16 protein-coding genes are annotated in these 18,248 nt (G+C 34.6%); 8 read left to right on the top strand and 8 right to left on the bottom strand.

The features are described from left to right. Positions 1-111 precede the first annotated feature (111 nt). A complete protein-coding gene (locus tag SB028_RS13985) occupies positions 112-690 on the top strand; it encodes a DUF1287 domain-containing protein (protein ID WP_069367772.1) in 579 nt (192 codons plus the stop codon). Positions 691-1,163: 473 nt separating this feature from the next. Here SB028_RS13985 and SB028_RS13980 read toward each other — a convergent pair whose 3' ends face one another. Together SB028_RS13980 and SB028_RS13975 are read right to left on the bottom strand one after the other, a co-directional pair. Further along, positions 1,164-1,547, bottom strand: coding sequence for a YkgJ family cysteine cluster protein (locus SB028_RS13980; RefSeq protein WP_069368025.1), 384 nt, complete (start codon positions 1,545-1,547; stop codon positions 1,164-1,166). Positions 1,548-1,953: 406 nt separating this feature from the next. Beyond that, the gene (locus tag SB028_RS13975) at positions 1,954-2,298 is read right to left on the bottom strand and encodes a DMT family protein (RefSeq protein ID WP_069367773.1); all 345 of its coding nucleotides are present in this window, start codon (positions 2,296-2,298) and stop codon (positions 1,954-1,956) included. A 453-nt stretch (positions 2,299-2,751) separates the two neighbouring features. On the opposite strand from SB028_RS13975, the gene umoC reads away from it, so the two are divergent. After that, on the top strand, positions 2,752-3,156 hold the full coding sequence (gene umoC / locus SB028_RS13970) for a lysozyme inhibitor LprI family protein (RefSeq protein ID WP_069367774.1): 405 nt from the start codon (positions 2,752-2,754) through the stop codon (positions 3,154-3,156). Positions 3,157-3,279: 123 nt separating this feature from the next. On the opposite strand, the gene SB028_RS13965 is transcribed toward umoC, so the two are convergent. From SB028_RS13965 to SB028_RS13945, 5 genes are all read right to left on the bottom strand, one after another. Further along, complete coding sequence (locus SB028_RS13965; protein ID WP_069367775.1) at positions 3,280-3,984, bottom strand: LutC/YkgG family protein; 705 nt, start codon at positions 3,982-3,984, stop codon at positions 3,280-3,282. Between the two features lies 1 nt (position 3,985). Next, complete coding sequence (locus SB028_RS13960) at positions 3,986-5,407, bottom strand: LutB/LldF family L-lactate oxidation iron-sulfur protein (protein ID WP_069367776.1); 1,422 nt, start codon at positions 5,405-5,407, stop codon at positions 3,986-3,988. 12 nt (positions 5,408-5,419) lie between these two features. Then, complete coding sequence (locus SB028_RS13955) at positions 5,420-6,139, bottom strand: (Fe-S)-binding protein (RefSeq protein ID WP_069367777.1); 720 nt, start codon at positions 6,137-6,139, stop codon at positions 5,420-5,422. 119 nt (positions 6,140-6,258) lie between these two features. Then, positions 6,259-7,785: an L-lactate permease gene (locus tag SB028_RS13950; protein ID WP_069367778.1), complete on the bottom strand. Its 1,527-nt coding sequence runs from the start codon at positions 7,783-7,785 to the stop codon at positions 6,259-6,261. Between the two features lie 1,750 nt (positions 7,786-9,535). Further along, the gene (locus SB028_RS13945; RefSeq protein ID WP_069367779.1) at positions 9,536-10,696 is read right to left on the bottom strand and encodes an MFS transporter; all 1,161 of its coding nucleotides are present in this window, start codon (positions 10,694-10,696) and stop codon (positions 9,536-9,538) included. Positions 10,697-10,992: 296 nt separating this feature from the next. On the opposite strand from SB028_RS13945, the gene SB028_RS13940 reads away from it, so the two are divergent. The 3 genes from SB028_RS13940 to SB028_RS13930 all read left to right on the top strand — a co-directional run bounded on the left by SB028_RS13940 (position 10,993) and on the right by SB028_RS13930 (position 13,368). Continuing rightward, positions 10,993-11,283 (top strand): putative quinol monooxygenase, encoded by a 291-nt coding sequence (locus SB028_RS13940; protein WP_069367780.1) that lies wholly within the window; start codon positions 10,993-10,995, stop codon positions 11,281-11,283. A gap of 248 nt (positions 11,284-11,531) precedes the next feature. After that, complete coding sequence (gene yafC / locus SB028_RS13935; protein WP_069367781.1) at positions 11,532-12,431, top strand: DNA-binding transcriptional regulator YafC; 900 nt, start codon at positions 11,532-11,534, stop codon at positions 12,429-12,431. 358 nt (positions 12,432-12,789) lie between these two features. Further along, positions 12,790-13,368 (top strand): NAD(P)H-dependent oxidoreductase, encoded by a 579-nt coding sequence (locus tag SB028_RS13930; RefSeq protein WP_069367782.1) that lies wholly within the window; start codon positions 12,790-12,792, stop codon positions 13,366-13,368. 107 nt (positions 13,369-13,475) lie between these two features. On the opposite strand, the gene SB028_RS13925 is transcribed toward SB028_RS13930, so the two are convergent. Continuing rightward, positions 13,476-15,026 (bottom strand): methyl-accepting chemotaxis protein, encoded by a 1,551-nt coding sequence (locus SB028_RS13925; RefSeq protein ID WP_069367783.1) that lies wholly within the window; start codon positions 15,024-15,026, stop codon positions 13,476-13,478. A gap of 507 nt (positions 15,027-15,533) precedes the next feature. On the opposite strand from SB028_RS13925, the gene SB028_RS13920 reads away from it, so the two are divergent. From SB028_RS13920 to SB028_RS13910, 3 genes are all read left to right on the top strand, one after another. After that, positions 15,534-16,115, top strand: coding sequence for a histidine phosphatase family protein (locus SB028_RS13920; protein WP_069367784.1), 582 nt, complete (start codon positions 15,534-15,536; stop codon positions 16,113-16,115). Positions 16,116-16,230: 115 nt separating this feature from the next. Further along, positions 16,231-17,118 (top strand): PhzF family phenazine biosynthesis protein, encoded by an 888-nt coding sequence (locus tag SB028_RS13915; RefSeq protein ID WP_069367785.1) that lies wholly within the window; start codon positions 16,231-16,233, stop codon positions 17,116-17,118. Between the two features lie 367 nt (positions 17,119-17,485). Beyond that, positions 17,486-17,899, top strand: a complete 414-nt coding sequence (locus SB028_RS13910) for a hypothetical protein (RefSeq protein ID WP_069367786.1) — start codon at positions 17,486-17,488, stop codon at positions 17,897-17,899. Positions 17,900-18,248 lie beyond the last annotated feature (349 nt).

Here is an 18,248-nt window from a genome sequence, read left to right as displayed (position 1 = left end):
TAAGACTTCCCTTATATTTTTATACTGTGCTTTATCAGTATAAACAGATAACGTTATTTCCTTCTTAAATAATGGATTACACTTTTTCATGGAGAACACACAGTGAACATAATGAAAATAAGCGTTTTACTCTTACTTGTTATTCCTTTTTCAAGTGCACAAGCGATAACCTCAGAACAAAATAAAAAGCTGGTGGAGTATGCCGCCAACTTACCAAGAGCCGTATTTTACGATGCTGATTATCGTAAAATAGATTACCCAATGGGGGATGTGCCTGCTTATAAAGGAGTATGTAGTGATGTGATTATTCGTAGTTATCGTGGGATTGATATCGATTTACAAAAACTATTGCATGAAGATATTAAGGCAAACTTTTCCGCTTATCCAAGTAAACGAATGTGGGGATTGAATAAGCCTGATACGAATATTGATCACCGTCGCGTTCCCAATTTAGAAGTCTTTTTTACACGAAAAGGAAAAGTAAAACCGATTACAAAAAATGCAGAAGATTATGTCCCAGGCGATATAGTTAGCTGGCGTTTAGATAATGGACGACCTCATATTGGTATTGTAGTAAATAAGAAAAGCTGGGATAACCAACGTTATCTAGTTATGCATAATATTGGGTTTGGGCAGGTTGCTGAGGATGTCTTATTTTCATGGAAAATAACGGGGCATTTTACCTACTAAATAAGTAAACGAAAAAATTGAGGCGTTTAGTTTTTTATAAAAATAGAATAAAAATAATAATAGTAAAAATAGAGATAAAATTTAAACAGTAAATAAAATAATGCCCATACTTTATAGAAAATCAGTATGGGCATTATTTCTGTGGGAGAATATTTTCATCTGAAATATTCATAATTATTCCTCTAAGCCACCGAGTAACATACTAACGACAGCAGTAGAACAGATAAAAGAAAGGAAAAGGATAAAAAAAGAGCTACTGATCATAATGTCCTCCAAGTTTGTTGCTATTTTTAAATAAAAAACCTCACTAAATACACGTTATTAATTCATTACCTTATATACTAGGTTATTTAAAAATAAAGTCAAACTAACATATTATTTAATAATGATTTTTTTTTGCTGTTATTTTATTTTTAATAAAAACAGGTTGGAGGAAACTCAATAATCAGGAGGGGCTTAACCCCTCTGATGTTTTACGCGGTGTGAGGTAAGGTGACATGAGTTAATGGAGGTAAACCATAAGCCGCTCTCGCACGATCACAAGCTTCATTAGGGACACCATTTACCCAAGATTGTTGAAACTCACGACAAGGAGAGGGACGTTGTTCATAGATAGAACAGCTTACACACTCTCCAACTTCACCGACCAGTTTGTCACAACGTGGTTTCTTAGAATTCGTTCCTTTCATGCAAGAGAGAAAAGGTGTTAATGGTTCTGTTAATTCATCAGGAACCACACCGCCACCACTTACCATTTCTGCCCAATAGAACGAAACTCTAAAATAGGCGCAACAAGCACCACAATGCATACAGGGATTATCCTGCATATAAATAAAATCGTTAGAATGTTTGCTCATACCAGATACCATTTTATCTGACGTTAAAGTGATAAAATGCACCTTTTACAGGTGCGGCAGTTTAAGAGAGGCAAAAAAAGACAGAGAAACGATGCTTCTCTTAGAGTAGTCATTATGCGCTAAATGAAAAATATTTTTCAAGATAAATGTTTTTATACATGGAATATTTTTATTAAAAAATAGGTTATTATTTTGTAAAAATCATATGGGTAGACTATATCACTTAATGATAAACAATGGTGTTATTTGAACGTTTGTAAAAACCACACTATAAATAGTATTAAAAGTAATCAAAAGATTCGGATTTAAATAAAAAAAGCCTTATCAATTTTGATAAGGCGATAATAAAACAAAAGTAGATAATAGGCTTAGAAAACACGCTGACGATATCTATTGATAGGTTTTTCTAAAAAGGACCTTTAAAAATAAATAACGCGCCCGCCCCAATTAAAAGAAAACCAATAAAGTGATTTAATGTAAAATTTTCACCTAAGTAAGTGACAGAAAAAATAGCGAAAATGGTTAATGTAATCACTTCTTGTATGGTTTTTAATTCTGCTGCACTGTAGTAATTATGACCAATGCGATTTGCGGGTACGGCAAAACAGTATTCAACGAATGCGATTAGCCAGCTTAAAATAATGACAATAATAAGGGGTTTATTGCCATATTTTAGATGTCCATACCAAGCAAATGTCATAAAAACGTTGGAAATTATGAGAAGAATAATAGGGGTGAATTTATAGAACATATCGGTGATACCAGTGGTCGTTTTTAGGCAAAAATTGCCAATAAGAGTGGTATGAGATTACTGCAAAAAAAGCGGGTTTTCTATCGCTACGTTAAGAAAAAAAGAGTGAAAATTGAAATGGTGAATTTTTTTCAATATACGAAAGTTTGTTATTTTATCAATTGAAAGAAAAATTAAAGTAGTAAATGACTATTTTAAAGATCCTTGGTGGATTTTTAATCTATTGATATTGTGTGAAATAATGTTTACTTGATAAAAATAAGCAAAATATTTTTAAATCAAAAAATATTAATTATGTTTTCTTCTTATTATTATTTGATTGAAATTTAAAATTATCAAGTCAGATACGATATATCCTAAAATGAAGTTATTCGCACTAATAGATGTGATATTCGTTATTTTATACATTATGTTGAACATAAATCTTATTATAAATATCTATAAGGAGTTGGTGTGAAGATAAGTCTATTTTTGATCTCTTGTAGCTTACTTACAGTTAGCTTTTATTCTTCGGCACAAGGTAAATACGATCCTTTAGCCAAATGTTATGAAGTGACCGCAAACGAACCAAGAACAGCAGTGCAAGCCTGTTTATTGGATGAGTTAAAACTGGCAGAACAGCAAATGAATGTCATTTATGACAAAAGTAAGAGTGATCTTGAAGATACGGATTCTGTTGCAGCAAAAAGTGCCATTGATGCATTAGCGAGTTCTCAACAGCATTTTATTCAATTTAGAAGTGCTGAATGTCAACGACAATCTGCACTATTAATGGGAGGAACGGGGGCAGGCGATGTTTTACTCGCATGTGAAATAAAATTAAATCAATGGAGAGCAAAAATATTATTGAATAACTAATTGGTTAATAATAGAGAAAAACCCAAAAGCCATTAACTTATCTTTTGGGTTTGATTTAGGCATTGATGATTAACTCTGACTGTGCGCTATTTTGTTATCGTTTTAACGTCGTTTTATCTTGAATTAGCAATCTTCAATAATCAAATAAGCCGCATGAACAGGGCCATGAACCCCCCATACTTTAATCAATTCAATATCAGCAGTAGAACTTGCACCACCAATTAAATTGATACAAGACGGCATTCTCATTCCTTCTTGAGCCATTTTATGTAAACGCTCAGCAATTTGAGCCACACGAGGCAAAATATCACTTTTACGTAGGATAACAATTGAGGTTTCAGGTAATAAACTCACGGCACGCCCTTTCTCTGGAGACGAAAATAGAACGATCCCACCAGATTCTGTTAAGCCGGCTTCAGCAAAAACAATCCCGATTTGAGAGCGTTCAGCATGAATTATATTTTCATGACCAAGAGCGGGATCCCAAACATAAGTTTCGTATTTTTCGCTAACGGCTTTTGTGACGCCAAGTGCATTTAAACGCTCATCACCACTTATTACCACCGAGCCTTTACAATCATAACTTTCACATAGCTCAATTAGGCTATTAATAACTTCATCAGGTTTGCTAACAACACATTTCACCATTTGAGTTTGTGCAAAGTCAGTGAACGCGTTGCATAATTCATCTTGAGTCAAGTTAGTTAAGCGTGTTTTTGCTAAATCATTCACAGGTGCAGGTTGTGGTTGTGGCTTATGCGCAATAGGACGCCCTAATTTTTCGGCAATAGTTTGCAGAAATTCATTACGATTTTGTTCGTTTAACATATTATTTTTTCCCTTCTGCTTTATGGCGTTTAAACCAACTACGGAAGCTATAACCATCCGGTTTAGGAAGATCACGTGATCTCATCCAATCGTTAAGAACACTGATTTTGATTGGTGTAGAACCATTTTTGATCATTAATCCCGCCATTTTCGCACCAACATTCATACCTACTTTCCAAAGGGCAGGATGTGAGTTGATATAATTAAACATACCGGTGACTCGACGTTCTGCTTTTGGTGTAAGGCCTGTTTCTGCCATGACTCGGCGATGCTTTAAAATCAGTTGTGCTAAAGGAATTTTGACTGGGCAAACCACATTACAAGCATTACATAGTGAACATGCATAAGGAAGATCGTGGAAATCTTTATAACCGCCTAATAGCGGAGAAATTACTGCACCGATTGGGCCTGGATAAATTGAGCCATAAGCATGCCCCCCAATATTACGATAAGCAGGGCACGTATTAAGGCAAGCACCACAGCGAATACAACGCAAAATATCTTTAAATTGTGACCCTAAAATTTCAGAACGGCCATTGTCTACAATCACCAAATGGAACTCTTCTGGGCCGTCAGCATTGCCTGCTTCACGTGGGCCAGTCACCCAAGTGTTATAACTGGTTAAACGTGAGCCAACGGCGCTACGACATAACATGGTGATCAACGGATCAACTTCTTCAAAGGTGGGTGCCACTCGTTCCATACCCATAACTGCTATATGGGTTTTAGGTAATGTTGTAGTCATCCGTGCATTACCTTCATTGGTGACTAAACAGACAGTACCTGTCTCAGCTACGGCAAAGTTACAGCCAGTAACACCAATATCAGCAGAAAGGAAGTCTTGTCTGATACGTTGTCTAATGAAAAGTGTCATATCTTCAGGCGTTTCACTGCCTTCATAATTGAGTTTTTCATTTAAGACTTTGCGAATTTGATAACGGTCTTTGTGGATCGCCGGAACCACAATATGAGACGGCGGATCGTTATCTAATTGAAGAATATATTCACCCAGATCAGTTTCGATGATCTCAATACCTTCATTTTGTAAGGCTTTATTCATCCCTATTTCTTCGGTGACCATTGATTTAGATTTTACAATCTTCTTCGCGTTTTTCTTTTTGGCAACGTCACAAATATAACGAGAGGCGTCTTCTGCTGTTTTAGCAAAATAAACATGGCCTCCGTTTTCAGTCACTTTTTCAGATAATTGATAGAGATAAGCATCTAAGTTTTCGAGAACATGGTTACGGATTTGTTCAGCGCGATCGCGCCATTCTTCCCAATTACCCAGTTCCTTTACCATGATTTGACGGTTAGCCCCTATGCGTTCTTGCGCCATAACAACCGCATTACGCATGATTGTGTCTTTCATTTCATGTTCTAGACGAGGTCTGAAATCGATATCACTGGTTTTGATAGACATAAGCAGGCTCCCTTATTGGCTCATTAAAACTTGTGCAATATGCAACACTTTTACAGGGCGCTTTTCACGACTTAAACGACCTTGAATGTTGATTAAGCAGCTTGTATCGGCACCAATGACATAATCAGGGCTTACCTCCATAATATGTTTTACTTTTTCAGTTACCATCTCGCCTGAAATTTCAGACATCTTCACGGAGAAAGTTCCCCCAAAGCCACAGCAGGTTTCTGAGTTTGCAAAAGGCAAAATTTCAAGGCCTTCAACATGTTTTAACAGTGTTAAAGGCTCACTAACGACACCTAATTTTCGGGTTAAACTGCAAGATGGATGATAAACCGCTTTACCCGGTAGGCGAGCACCTACATCAACAACACCAAGGGTGTTAACAATAAAACTGGTTAAATCAATAAGGCGATCGGCAACACCTTGTGCCCGTAATGCCCATTGTGGTTCATCTGCAAGATACGTTGGATAACCTTTAATGGCATAAGTACAGGAGCCAGCGGGTGAAATTATGGGATAGTCGTTTACTTCCAATGTTTCAATTAACGATTTCATGGCCGGTTTTGCGTTATTAACATAACCGCTATTAAGCGCTGGCTGACCACAGCAACCTTGACGTTCTTGAAATAAGACTTCACAGCCTAATTTTTCAAGTAACAAGACGGTGTCTCGGGCTGAATCTGCTTTCAGCACATCACCAAGACAAGTCGCATAAAAATTAACTTTCATTAATCGAACTCCAAAACATCGCTCAGATGTTGTCATTTTTACTAAAGATAAAATTCTTTTATTGCTTCGTTATAGGAGGAAAAGAGAGTGGAGTGAACACGCTCCCTTTTCCTTATTAATTAGTTCATTAGATGATAAATAATGCCGATCTTCGCCCCAAGAATAACGATATAGGCGATACAGTATTTTAAGGTTTCACGCATAATGGCACTGCTTTGACCATCCATTTTTGTCGCTGAAACAGCAATGGCGATACTTTGTGGTGAAATCATTTTACCGCCTGTTGCGCCAGAGGTATTAGCCGCAGCGAGAATGAATGGATCAATATTAAGTTTAGCTGCGGCACTGGTTTGTAGCTTACCAAACAGTACGTTAGAGTTGGTGTCACTACCGGTTACGAAGGTTCCTAATGCACCGATTACTGGTGCAATAAAGATAAATCCTGCACCTGTGAAATCGACTAAGGTTTCAGCGATACTGCCAATCATGCCACTGAAATCCATGACGGTTGCCATCGCTACGATTGCTGTGATAGCGATAATGGAGTTTTTCAGTTGGATAGTTGTTTTAACTAGCACAGAGATAAGTGTTGAAACGCTTGCACCTTGAATGGTGCCCCCGACAAAGCTGGCGAGTATAATTAATACCCCCGGTGTACTTAACCAAGCAATGGTTTGATATTCCGTTTGTGTGTCACTTAATACAAATGGGATCTTAGTGGATATCGCACCCGCCATGCTTTGGATCGTAGGGAATAAAGGTGAGCACGCTAAAATAAAGATAAAGGTAAACAGATAAATAGAGCTTGCGACTAACAACTCTTTACCCGTATGTTTTTTTACACTTTTTTGTTTACCACCGCTGTTTTTCATGCGTTTAGCAAGAAAAATCACTACAATTAAGCTGACTAAGCTACCTGCAAACGCGGGTAATTCAGCACCTAAATTAGCCGCAACGATATATTGAGGGATCAGTGTGCTGATACCACACATTAAGGTAATAAATCCGACACCTTTAATTGCTTTAATTCCGCCACCAGCAATGGCAACGATGACAAAAGGCAATACGATATTAAATAATCCCAATTGAATAATAATCGTTTTACTCAACACTAATACATCAAGCCCAGTGTTTTGCGCCAAAATCGAAACAGGAATACCGACTGCGCCAAAAGCAGTAGGGACTGTATTGGCTACCAAAGAGGCAACGGCTGCTTTAAAAGGATCAAATCCAAGTGCAATTAAAATGCCGATAGGAATGGCAACCGCAGTACCATAACCCGCAACCGCTTCAAGAAAGCCACCAAAACACCATGAGATAAGCAGAACTTGCACACGCTTATCATCACTTATGCCAGCGAGTACATCTTTAAGTACATCCATGCCGCCTGTTTTTAGCATTAAGTTATAACTATAAATAGCAGCCAGAATAACGATAATGATTGGCCACAATCCTTTAACTGCACCATAAAGGATAGAGACTGAAGCAAATTGAATGGTGTTGTTCCAATGGAAAATAGCAAGCGCAACAGTTATCACTAAAGATACAAGCACGGCATGGTGAACGGCTGATTTCATTTTTAAGATCATAAAAATCAACACGGCTAAAGGCACAATGCCTAATAAGAATGAGAGATAGTCTGACATGATTATTTTTATCCTTAAGTTTGCAATTTTTATCGTTTATAACTGCGTTGGCAAACCTATAAGTTGGTCATTATATAATTGTGTAGGGTACTAGGTTTTATTAATGCTCTACTTTGCTGAAACGATAAATCATAAATAAAAAAAGATAGTTACTAACCTAAACAATGAAAAATATCATCACTTAGGAAATTGTCAGGTTAGATTAGTTGGCTATTGTAGGGAATATTTATTGAGATGTAATAGAATAAAATCAATTGTGTGACAAATATAAAAAAATTCCTTTTTTCTCATTAGTTGCTTGTTAATTGTCGATTTTTTTGACGTTCATCAATGTAATTAAATTGCTAATGTTGTTATTAAATTGATTTTTGATGAAAAAAAGAGCGATATTGATGGTTTTCGCTATGTAATAAAAAGATGAGTTTATGTTTAAAATGCGCTTTTTTAGCCTAGAAACGACGAGCTAACCTTACATTAAACATAAATTAAATTAATCAATTGCTTTTGGGTGTATTTTATTAACAAATAGACTGAAAGTTTTTTTTATTTCAATATTTGATTATTCTAAATTTTGTTATTCTAATTATTTAAATTATCTTTTATCTTATTTTTTATAATATCTTTATTTGTTATCAATATTATTTATTTTTAATTTGCTATTGTTTTTGTTTTTTTATATTTTTTTATTTCTATATTTATTTTTTCTCTTTCTTTTTTTTTGTTTCTCATTTTTTTATTTTATAAATTTATCTATAAAATAGGGCGTTTTTTCATTCATCATTTATAACTATTTTTATATAGTATAAAAATAATTTATTTTCATTAATTTATTTTTGTTTATTTTTAATTCTCACTATACAAAATTCATATTTTTATATGAACTGTTTAAAAAAATGCCAATATAATTTCCTCATCATTGATTGACTTCTTTTTGTGCCTAGATGTGCATGATTACTGTCTTTTAAATAGTGTTTAATTGTAATACAAATCAGTAAGATAATGGTTCTATAATGAGTGAGATAAATAGTAATTGAGAATAGTTCTTTCTAACGTTTCTTAGTTAAAGACATGATTGAGGTGATCTTAAACGTATTGATAAAAACAAAAAGTTTATTTTTCTTATTCTTTATCGCTGAAAAAGTGCCAAATAAACGCTATTTAAAAACAGAAAAAGAGTTATTTAAAGGTATTTCTTACCTTTTTAAAGTGTTTTGATTGATTATTCTAGAGCAAAGATAAGTCATGAAATTTTTTTAAAGTAACAGTCTCATTTTTAGATGTGATATTAAGTTTTCCTAAGATAATTGTCATACAAATAATCAAAGTAAAACCGTGGTTAAAAAGTGAGTTTGCAGATAATTATTTCTGTTTTTTTAACTACGTAATAATCTATAGCGGGTATTTTCTTTAGCGTATAAATGTGTTGCTGTCTGTTTTAGCGCTATAAGCTTATCTCACAATAAGAGAGATTACCCTGAGATTATAGTGAGTGTATTAATAGTGAAAAGGTTATTTTCATCATTAAATGGCTCTGTTTTGATAACAGAAATCAGCGATTATGTTAGTAATGTTTTAGGATTTAACATTTGCCGCTATCCATAACCTCCAAAATAAGTCGGCGAAAACAAATAGTTTGTCTGATATTAGTAAAATTGTTTACATTTTATTGGCGACGTTGTTACACATAAAAAAAAGAACCAAAGTGTGAGCTAGGTTCCTTTTTTGAGTGAGTGTAAATAGACGTTAAAGACTAAGCCAAGCTGTTTTGTGGTTCTCTTTTCACTTTAAATTGAGAAAAAACCAGTAATAAACCCACGATCCCAACTAATGCCGCGCTTAAAGGGACAATGTTATAACCGTACTTTAAAGCAACTCCACCAATAATAGCTCCAATAGCATTACCTAAATTAAATGCACCAATATTCACTGATGAGACTAAACCCGGAGCATCATGAGCTATTTGCATTGTTTTTATCTGTAATGGAGGTACAAGTGCAAAACTTGCTGCACTCCAAATAAAGAGAGTGATCACTGTTAGGTACAGGTTACTTGAAACAAGCGGGAGTATGAGCATAGACACAATCAGTAATACAAAAAATATCACCAATGTTCTATCAATTCCTTTTGCCGATAATTTCCCCCCTAGGTAATTACCTACGGTAAATCCTAATCCAATCACAATAAGTAGCATTGCCACATCACTTTCACTGACATGAACGATATTAATAAGGAAAGGGGCAATGTATGTATAAAGCGCAAAAAGAGCAGAAGCGCCAAATACAGTCGTTAGTAGTGCTAACACAACAGGTAAACGAGTGAGTACTTTTAATTCATATTTGATATTCGGCTTATTTCCTTTGGGCATCGAAGGTAGAAGCATTAATAAACCTATCAATGTCACAATACCTAATCCAGAAATAAGGATAAAGGCTAAACGCCAGCCATAAACTTGACCAATCCAAGTCATTAAAGGAACACCGATTAAGTTTGAAAGTGTTAATCCCATAAACATCGCAGCAACGGCAGCTGCTTGTTTATGTTTTTCAACAAGGCTTGCCGCTACGACCGACCCAATACCAAAAAAAGCACCATGATTAAGGCTCGTTATTAGCCTGGCAATCATTAATCCCAAATAGCTATTTGATTGCGAGGCTAATAAATTACCTGCAATAAAGAGCAATAATAGAAAAATTAAGGCATGTCGTTTTGTTAACCGACCTAATCCTAATGTCATAATAGGCGCGCCTACCATAACACCCACGGCATAACCTGTAATTAATCCCCCCGCTGTTGTTATTGAGATATCTAACCCAGAGGCAATATTCGGTAACAACCCCATAGGCGTAAATTCTGTTGCACCGATAGCAAAAGCACCGGTTGCGAGTGCTAATAGAGGGAAAAAAGCTTTCATTATTATTCCTAATAAAAAGAGCAGAGCTCAAAAATTGATATGGCGCTAGTTTAATAAAGTGATTAAAAGCAATAAATAAGGAAAAAAACAATAGACTATTGCTTAAATAGCAATAATAAATATGGTGTTTATTTTATTGAATAGATTTTTAAAGAAATAATAATCGTAATGACAATAGCTGTATCAGCAACTTATTTTTGCCTAAATGTAAATAATGAAATAAAAAATTGTGCTAGAGTCATTTCAGGTCGTTATTTATTTGTCATTTATATTTATGTTGGAATACAGGATTTCATATGAACAATATCAGATTGATTGCCACAATTGTGGCAAAGGAAAATCATGAAAATGAAGTGTTATCTGCTTGCAAAGCAATGATAAAACCGAGTCATAAAGATGAAGGGTGCATTCAATATGAGCTTCATAAGGATACTACTCAACCAAGAACATTTATTTTCTTTGAAATATGGAAAGACCAGAACGCTATTGATAAACATAACGAGACGGAACATATGAAAGCGTTTGTTGAAAATCTAAAAGATAAAATTGAATTGTTAGATATCAAATTTATTGAAAAATTAGCTTAATTTTATTTACCCTCTGTTAATGTGTCTCATTATTTTTAATTAAATATTTTCATGTATAAATCATGATTGGAGCAGGTGTACATGATGTATATCTGCTTGTTTTTTATGTCGTCACGTTTCTTTATATCATTCGCACTATTCTCAATAACACACTATTCACTTCTCACTGTTAACTTAATTGCAATAATAAAAAAATATCCGTATCCTTAAATCTCAATATACTACCTAATAGCACTGAGACTTATTGTATGAAAGCAACATCAGAAGAAGCGAGAGTATTCGTTGAAGTTGTTGAACATAAAAGCTTTACAAAAGCTGCAGATAAACTGAATTTGGCTAACTCAGCCGTCAGCCGTACAGTGAAAAAATTAGAAGATAAATTAGGTGTTAATTTATTGAATAGAACGACTTGCCAAATTGATCTTACCGTAGAAGGAGAACTTTATTTTCAACGGATGAAAGTGATTTTGCAGGAAATGCAAGCCGCTGAAAATGAGTTATATGGTACACAAAGCTCACCTAAAGGTTTATTACGAATAGATGCGGCTACCCCTGTTGTATTACATCTCTTGATCCCTTTTATTTCTATTTTTCGTCAACAATACCCTGATATTATTTTATCCCTAGTTTCATCAGAAACTTTTGTAAATTTAATTGAGCGTAAAGTGGATGTGGCTATACGAGTAGGTCATTTAACTGATTCAAGTTTACGTGCACGCCCTTTATTTAATAGCTATCGTAAAATTATTGCTTCGCCAAAGTATCTAGAGCAAAAAGGAATTCCGACAACAGCACAAGCGTTAAGCGAGCATACTTGTTTAACATTTACAGAGCCTGTTTCATTAAATACATGGCCTTTAGAAATCGAAAAGAATGAATTAATTACGGTAACAAAAGGAATATCTTCAAACAGTGGTGAAACATTAAGGCAATTATGTGTGAGTGGTGAAGGGATTGCTTGTTTATCTGATTTTATGGTGAATAAAGATATTCAAGAAGGTCAATTAGTTGAGCTATTTAGTGATAAATTACAGTCGATCCCATTACCTTTTCATGCGGTTTATTATAGTGATCGCGTGGTGAGTCAGCGCATTCGCGTTTTTATTGACAGTTTAACTCAATATTTATCTGACACATTAAAGTTGTAATTTCGAGTCCCCTAATACGCTTAGGTTCTTACCGCTGATTTTAATATGAGAGTAATACTCTCTTATCAGGTTAGAAGGTGCTCTAATTAATGTTATAACAGTCTGCCGTTTAAAAAAATAGCCTGAGCAACAATAGACTTTTACCTAAAAAGCAATAATCGTTATTATTAATATACATAATCGTAAAAACGATTATTTTTGGTTTTTTATTTTTATATAATCTTATTTCGATTAAATATAAAGATTGTAACTCTGAATTTAAAAATTAATTTGGGGGTTTATGTTGTGTGCTAACCTGTTCATTTCCTGTTAAATTAACTCCATTAGACGTATCGAAAGAAAAAATTTAGGAGTTGAAATGAATATTTTACTGATCAATGGTGGTCAAAACTTTGGTCACTCTGCAGGTCGACTAAACCGTACATTACATGATATTGCCTCTGAGCATTTAGTAACATTAGGTCATAGTGTTAAAGAAACTCAAATAGAGGAAGGCTATGATATCGAAGAAGAAATTGAAAAATTCTTATGGGCTGACACTATTGTATATCAAATGCCAGGTTGGTGGATGATGATGCCATGGAAAGTGAAAAAGTATATGGATGATGTCTACACCTTAGGACACGGTAAATTGTATGAGAACGATGGGCGTACACGTCGTGATCCTAAAAAACAATATGGTACAGGCGGTTTGCTACAAGGAAAACAATATATGATTTCCGTAACTTGGAATGCGCCAGTTGAAGCTTTTAATGAATTTGGTAATTTCTTTGATGGTAGAGGTGTTGATGGTGTTTATTTTGCTTTCCACAAATCTCAACAATTTTTAGGGCTGTCTCAATTACCTACTTTTATGACAAATGATGTGATCAAAGAGCCAAATGTTGATCAAGATATTATTGAATATAAAGCGCATTTAACTCATGTTTTTGGCTGAGATGATTGATTTATATCGTCGTTTAGAGCATGTATAAAGCATATGTAAAGGTCACTATGGTAGAAGGTTAGTGACCTTTATTTTTTATAAACTTATTCAACTAAATATTAGATATTTTTAATCTGAAAGTAATTAACTAATTTATTGAGGTTTACTGCCTGTTCATTGAGTGAACCGGCGGCAGCGACAGACTCCTCGACTAATCCCGCATTTTGTTGTGTCGTTGAATCAAGCTGACTTATAGCATTATTGATTTGCGATATACCATCGCTTTGCTCATTACTTGCTTGCCCGATTTCTCGTAATAATGCACTGATCTCCTCGACATCAGTGATCATTTTCTGAATTTGCGAGCCTGCTTGTTCAACTAACTCCATGCCTTCTTGTGTTTGAGTTGATGAATTATCGATAAGGGTGCGTATATCATTAGCGGAATCTGCACTTTTTTGTGCGAGTAACCTGACTTCACCAGCAACAACCGCAAAACCTTTACCATGTTCACCCGCTCTAGCGGCTTCAACCGCGGCATTTAGCGCAAGAATATTCGTTTGGAATGCAATGGCATCAATTAAATTAATAATATCAGTCATTTGAGATGATGAACTATTTATTGCTCTCATTTTTTCAGTTAACTGAAGCATCATTTCGCCATTATGATGGACGACAATTTCAGTTTTTTCAGCAACATTAATGGCATCATGAGTATGAGCAGCGGTATTTTTAATCGTTGACGTCATTTGCTCCATCGAGCTTGCTGTTTCTTCTACTGATGTCGCTTGTTCTTCTGTTCTTGCCGCTAAATTTTGACTACCAGCCGTAATTTGTTCTGCTGCTGACGAAATATTTTCAGCACCATTTTGTACATTTTGCACCACGTCTAATAGGTGCATTTTCATGTCAGCAAGCGCTTGTAATAATATTCCTGCTTCATCATGGTAATCAGTATTAACATCTTGTGTTAAATCACCACTGGCAATCGCTTTGGCAAAGTTTATTGCCTTTTCTAATGGAAGAGTAATACCTCTAGTAATAAACCACCCTAAAATGCTGCCCACAATAATGCTGACGAGGGTTAATAATACTAAAAATACTCTTTTCTCAATAAAATCACGCTCAACAGCGTCACCCGCTTTCTCCATTTTTTGATTTTGCAATTCAATAAACGCTAAGATTTTATCGCGATACCTTAACTGAATAGCGGACGTTTTTGTTATTAGTTCATTGACGGCTGCGTGTCTATTATTTTCATTAAATGCCTTCACCACGAAGTTTTGAGAGGTGATATATTGCTGACGAATATCATAAACTTCAGCTAAGATTTTTTTTGACTCAGCATCGTGTGTGGTTTCGTCTAATTCTTTCAGTAATTGCGCAATCTTAGCGGTGATCTCTGCTTTTTTGCTCTCTTGCTCAGCGGCTAAACTCCCTTGCTCATCAAGCATAGTGAGTTGCTGAAATATAATAAACTCATTGAAATTATTAATCAGCAAATTGGCTTTTACTGTGGCTGGGTAGATATCATCAACGACATCATGAATATCTTGATTCGCACTATTTAAACCCATTAGTGCAAAACCAGAACCTAACATAATTAACATCACAAAAGTTGTAAATGCGATGGTTAACTTTGTACGAATTTTAAAGTTTTTAAAGAACATGCTTAACCCTGGATAAATAGTAATTAATAAGTATTGGTAACTTATTTAAGAACAAACAGTATCGGTAAGCAGTGAAAGAACTTTAGTCATTAAACGAAATAAAAGGAGATAAAAAGACTTGCATTGATTTTTAACACATTATTTTTATTGTAAAAAAGGGTTTGGCTCCCTTTTTTTATCTAAATGTGCTGAGTATTTAAGTTTCATTTAATTTTGTAAAGCTGGATGAAAAGTAATGAAAAATTAAAGATATTCTTTATTTTCCGTTAACAATTGTTTGTTCTATTTTAATGTTTGTTAATTAATTTTAGGGCGTTTAGAAAGTAGAATAACCGTCAATGAATATAAGCGTGGTTAAATGGACGCTATCTAAGGTTTGCTCCCCCTCTGAAATACGTTTGACTATGATAAACTGGATGACTTAAAACAGGTGAGTTTATGGTTAATGTTAGATGTATTTTAACTTACTCATGGACTTATACTCAATGGACTTAAAGGTAACGCTGTATGCGCAGTGTATTTATATTTTTGAGCATATTTATTTTAGGATTTAGTCATATGGCGTATTCTGAGCAAACACTTGTCTTTATAAGACATGGTGAAAAACCTGATAATGATAGTGGGCAACTGACCTGTAAAGGATTAAATAGAGCACTAGCCCTACCTAATGTGCTTATCAATCAATTTGGCAAACCTGATGCCTTATTTGCCGCAGCACCTAAACAAAGTAAGCTAGGAAATTCATTACGTTCACTCCAAACGATTTCACCTATTGCTATTAAAACCTCATTGCCTATTCATCTTCAATATCATGCTAAAGAGATAAAAGAGTTGCGTGAAGATCTGTTAAGTATGAAATATGAAAATGCAGTGATTTTTATTGCATGGGAGCATGATAATTTAGTTAAAGTGGCACGAGATATCATGAAGCAAGAAGGGGGGGATCCTAAATTAATACCTAAATGGAAAAGCAGTGATTTTGATAGTATTTATATCTTAAAAATAATCCGAGAGGGTGATAAGAAAAGCGTCATATTTGAACAAAGACAGCAAGGGTTAGATAGCGTGTCGGATGTTTGCGCTAATTAGCGCGTGTTTTATCTAACACTTAAAAAGTATTTAAAATCGAACGTTATAAGATAGATTTAGTACACTCTGTATTTACACACAGACTTAATATTATTTGAAGCTATGCGGGAAATATATGCAAAATAAAGCGATACGCTCAGTAGAGCACGAGATCAAAGTGCACCTTGTAAACTCATTTACTCGAGATAATAAAGGTGGCAATCCTGCTGGCGTGGTACTTAATCCTCCTCAATTAAGTGATGAGCAGAAAATTGCTATCGCTAAAGAAGTTGGGTTTTCTGAAACCGCTTTTGTTTATCAAGGTGAAGAGACTGATTTTAAAGTTGATTTTTTTACCCCTGAAGGAGAAGTCGATTTTTGTGGTCATGCTACATTGGCGCTATTTTTTACTTTATCTTCACTTAATTTATTAGCAGCGGGTCATTACACACAAAAAACGAAAGCGGGCATTTTAAGCGTCGCAATTGATACTGAAAATATCGTTATGGAGCAAACATTACCTGTTTCTCGACAAGCTCCAAATGTCGATATTGTCGCTGCTGCACTGGGCGTAAATTGCGAAACTATTTCTGAAACAGGCTTACCCATTGAGATATTTTCAACGGGATTACCTGATATGCTGATCCCCGTACAATTGGGACAATTAGATAATCTAAAACCTAATTTTGATGCAATTGCAAACTTAAGTCGTGAATTTAATACGATTGGTTTTCATGTTTTTGAGCTAAGCCAAGATGAAGAAATCACTGCCCATTGCCGTAATTTTGCCCCTTTATATGGTATCAATGAAGAGTCTGCGACAGGAAGTTCTAGCGGTGCTTTAGGTTGTTATCTTGTTAAGCATGTATTCCCTCACAAAACACATTTTTTATTAGAGCAGGGGCGTGCAATGCAATGTTCTTCTCTTATTCACGTTATTATTGATTCAACAGAAAATACAATTCGTCGAGTAAGAGTAGGTGGAAAAGCGACAATGATAGGCTCGAAAATAGTTAAGTTTTAAATATAAAATTCATGGACGAATATATTACAAAAAGTTTTTCAGTCGGTATATGGATTTTATGGAATATCAATTCAAGTCAAGTCATACAGTAAAGGTAATAAGAAAAAATCATTATCTACTTACATTTTTGATTATCGATTCTCTCCTTTTACCCCGTAGGTTGCGAGTAATGAGATTGAGAGTTTCAACGATGGAGATCCCATTGATATTCCAACTAGTAGATTTATTTCTGCCTATGTACAGATGTCAGAAGGTTCGATCTATAAGGTGAAAATGTGAGAAAGGAGGCACAGAAAGTGAAAGAGGAACGTTAATATAATAAAGTAGTACTACACTAAAATTTTACCATCGTTAAATTAGGTGTTTTATGAAAATTAAAGAAAATGATTTTTGGGTTTATTTTTCATCTGATAATGACAGTAATAACAAAAATAGCGAAAAAATTGGCAAATGGATGTATTTTTTTTATGATGTGGAATTTACAAATAAAATATGTCAAAAAGCAATTTTAAATAGTGTGGTAGATCATTGTAAATATACGAATAACGCTGGATCTGGAGTAGCGTGTTTTTACTTAAATATTGATGATGTTGAAGGGCATAAAAAAGTTATTAAGTTTTTTTTAGATAATAAATTAATTCCCATAAATAAATCAGGTAAATTTAGGAATATATCTTTCAAATTAGATATACAAACAATGAATCGGGAATATGGGGAACAGTTTGAAGGTAAATTATCATTAGAGCATTTTATTGATTTAAGTTCTGGGGTTTTTAAGTGATATAAAATTAGGACACGAGTAAGATACCAGAAATTGATAGCTGATTGATTATATAACTCGGTCTGTTTCATCGAGTATCGGCACTACTCTGTTTTTTTCAATAAATTAGCCATTTCTGACATCCGTTTAGATCTGGAATTTAATTCTTTTATTATATCTAATACTGTAATGGATGGGTTGGATTCTATTATTTTGTCAATTGTGCTTCCTCGTGCTGATAGTTCAACAATAGATGTTCGCCTATTATTTTCTTGCAGATCTCCCCACATCTCATCTGTATCGTAGGAGTCAAACTGAATGTATGTATGAGGCGGGGCATGGCGCGTAAATTGAATCTCGTGGCATAGCT

It is taken from the genome of Proteus vulgaris (genome assembly GCF_033708015.1).
Lineage (GTDB): Bacteria > Pseudomonadota > Gammaproteobacteria > Enterobacterales > Enterobacteriaceae > Proteus.
This window is presented reverse-complemented; position numbering and strand designations above follow the sequence as displayed.

Bases quoted from the DNA above. Each gene is read 5' to 3' on its own strand.
- SB028_RS13915 (WP_069367785.1), top strand. From the start codon at position 16,231: ATGCAAAATAAAGCGATACGCTCAGTAGAGCACGAGATCAAAGTGCAC.
- SB028_RS13940 (WP_069367780.1), top strand. From the start codon at position 10,993: ATGAACAATATCAGATTGATTGCCACAATTGTGGCAAAGGAAAATCAT.
- yafC (WP_069367781.1), top strand. From the start codon at position 11,532: ATGAAAGCAACATCAGAAGAAGCGAGAGTATTCGTTGAAGTTGTTGAA.
- SB028_RS13960 (WP_069367776.1), bottom strand. From the start codon at position 5,407: ATGTCTATCAAAACCAGTGATATCGATTTCAGACCTCGTCTAGAACAT.
- SB028_RS13920 (WP_069367784.1), top strand. From the start codon at position 15,534: ATGCGCAGTGTATTTATATTTTTGAGCATATTTATTTTAGGATTTAGT.
- SB028_RS13950 (WP_069367778.1), bottom strand. From the start codon at position 7,785: ATGTCAGACTATCTCTCATTCTTATTAGGCATTGTGCCTTTAGCCGTG.
- SB028_RS13980 (WP_069368025.1), bottom strand. From the start codon at position 1,547: ATGAGCAAACATTCTAACGATTTTATTTATATGCAGGATAATCCCTGT.
- SB028_RS13945 (WP_069367779.1), bottom strand. From the start codon at position 10,696: ATGAAAGCTTTTTTCCCTCTATTAGCACTCGCAACCGGTGCTTTTGCT.
- SB028_RS13910 (WP_069367786.1), top strand. From the start codon at position 17,486: ATGAAAATTAAAGAAAATGATTTTTGGGTTTATTTTTCATCTGATAAT.
- SB028_RS13955 (WP_069367777.1), bottom strand. From the start codon at position 6,139: ATGAAAGTTAATTTTTATGCGACTTGTCTTGGTGATGTGCTGAAAGCA.
- SB028_RS13965 (WP_069367775.1), bottom strand. From the start codon at position 3,984: ATGTTAAACGAACAAAATCGTAATGAATTTCTGCAAACTATTGCCGAA.
- SB028_RS13985 (WP_069367772.1), top strand. From the start codon at position 112: ATGAAAATAAGCGTTTTACTCTTACTTGTTATTCCTTTTTCAAGTGCA.
- SB028_RS13930 (WP_069367782.1), top strand. From the start codon at position 12,790: ATGAATATTTTACTGATCAATGGTGGTCAAAACTTTGGTCACTCTGCA.
- SB028_RS13975 (WP_069367773.1), bottom strand. From the start codon at position 2,298: ATGTTCTATAAATTCACCCCTATTATTCTTCTCATAATTTCCAACGTT.
- SB028_RS13925 (WP_069367783.1), bottom strand. From the start codon at position 15,026: ATGTTCTTTAAAAACTTTAAAATTCGTACAAAGTTAACCATCGCATTT.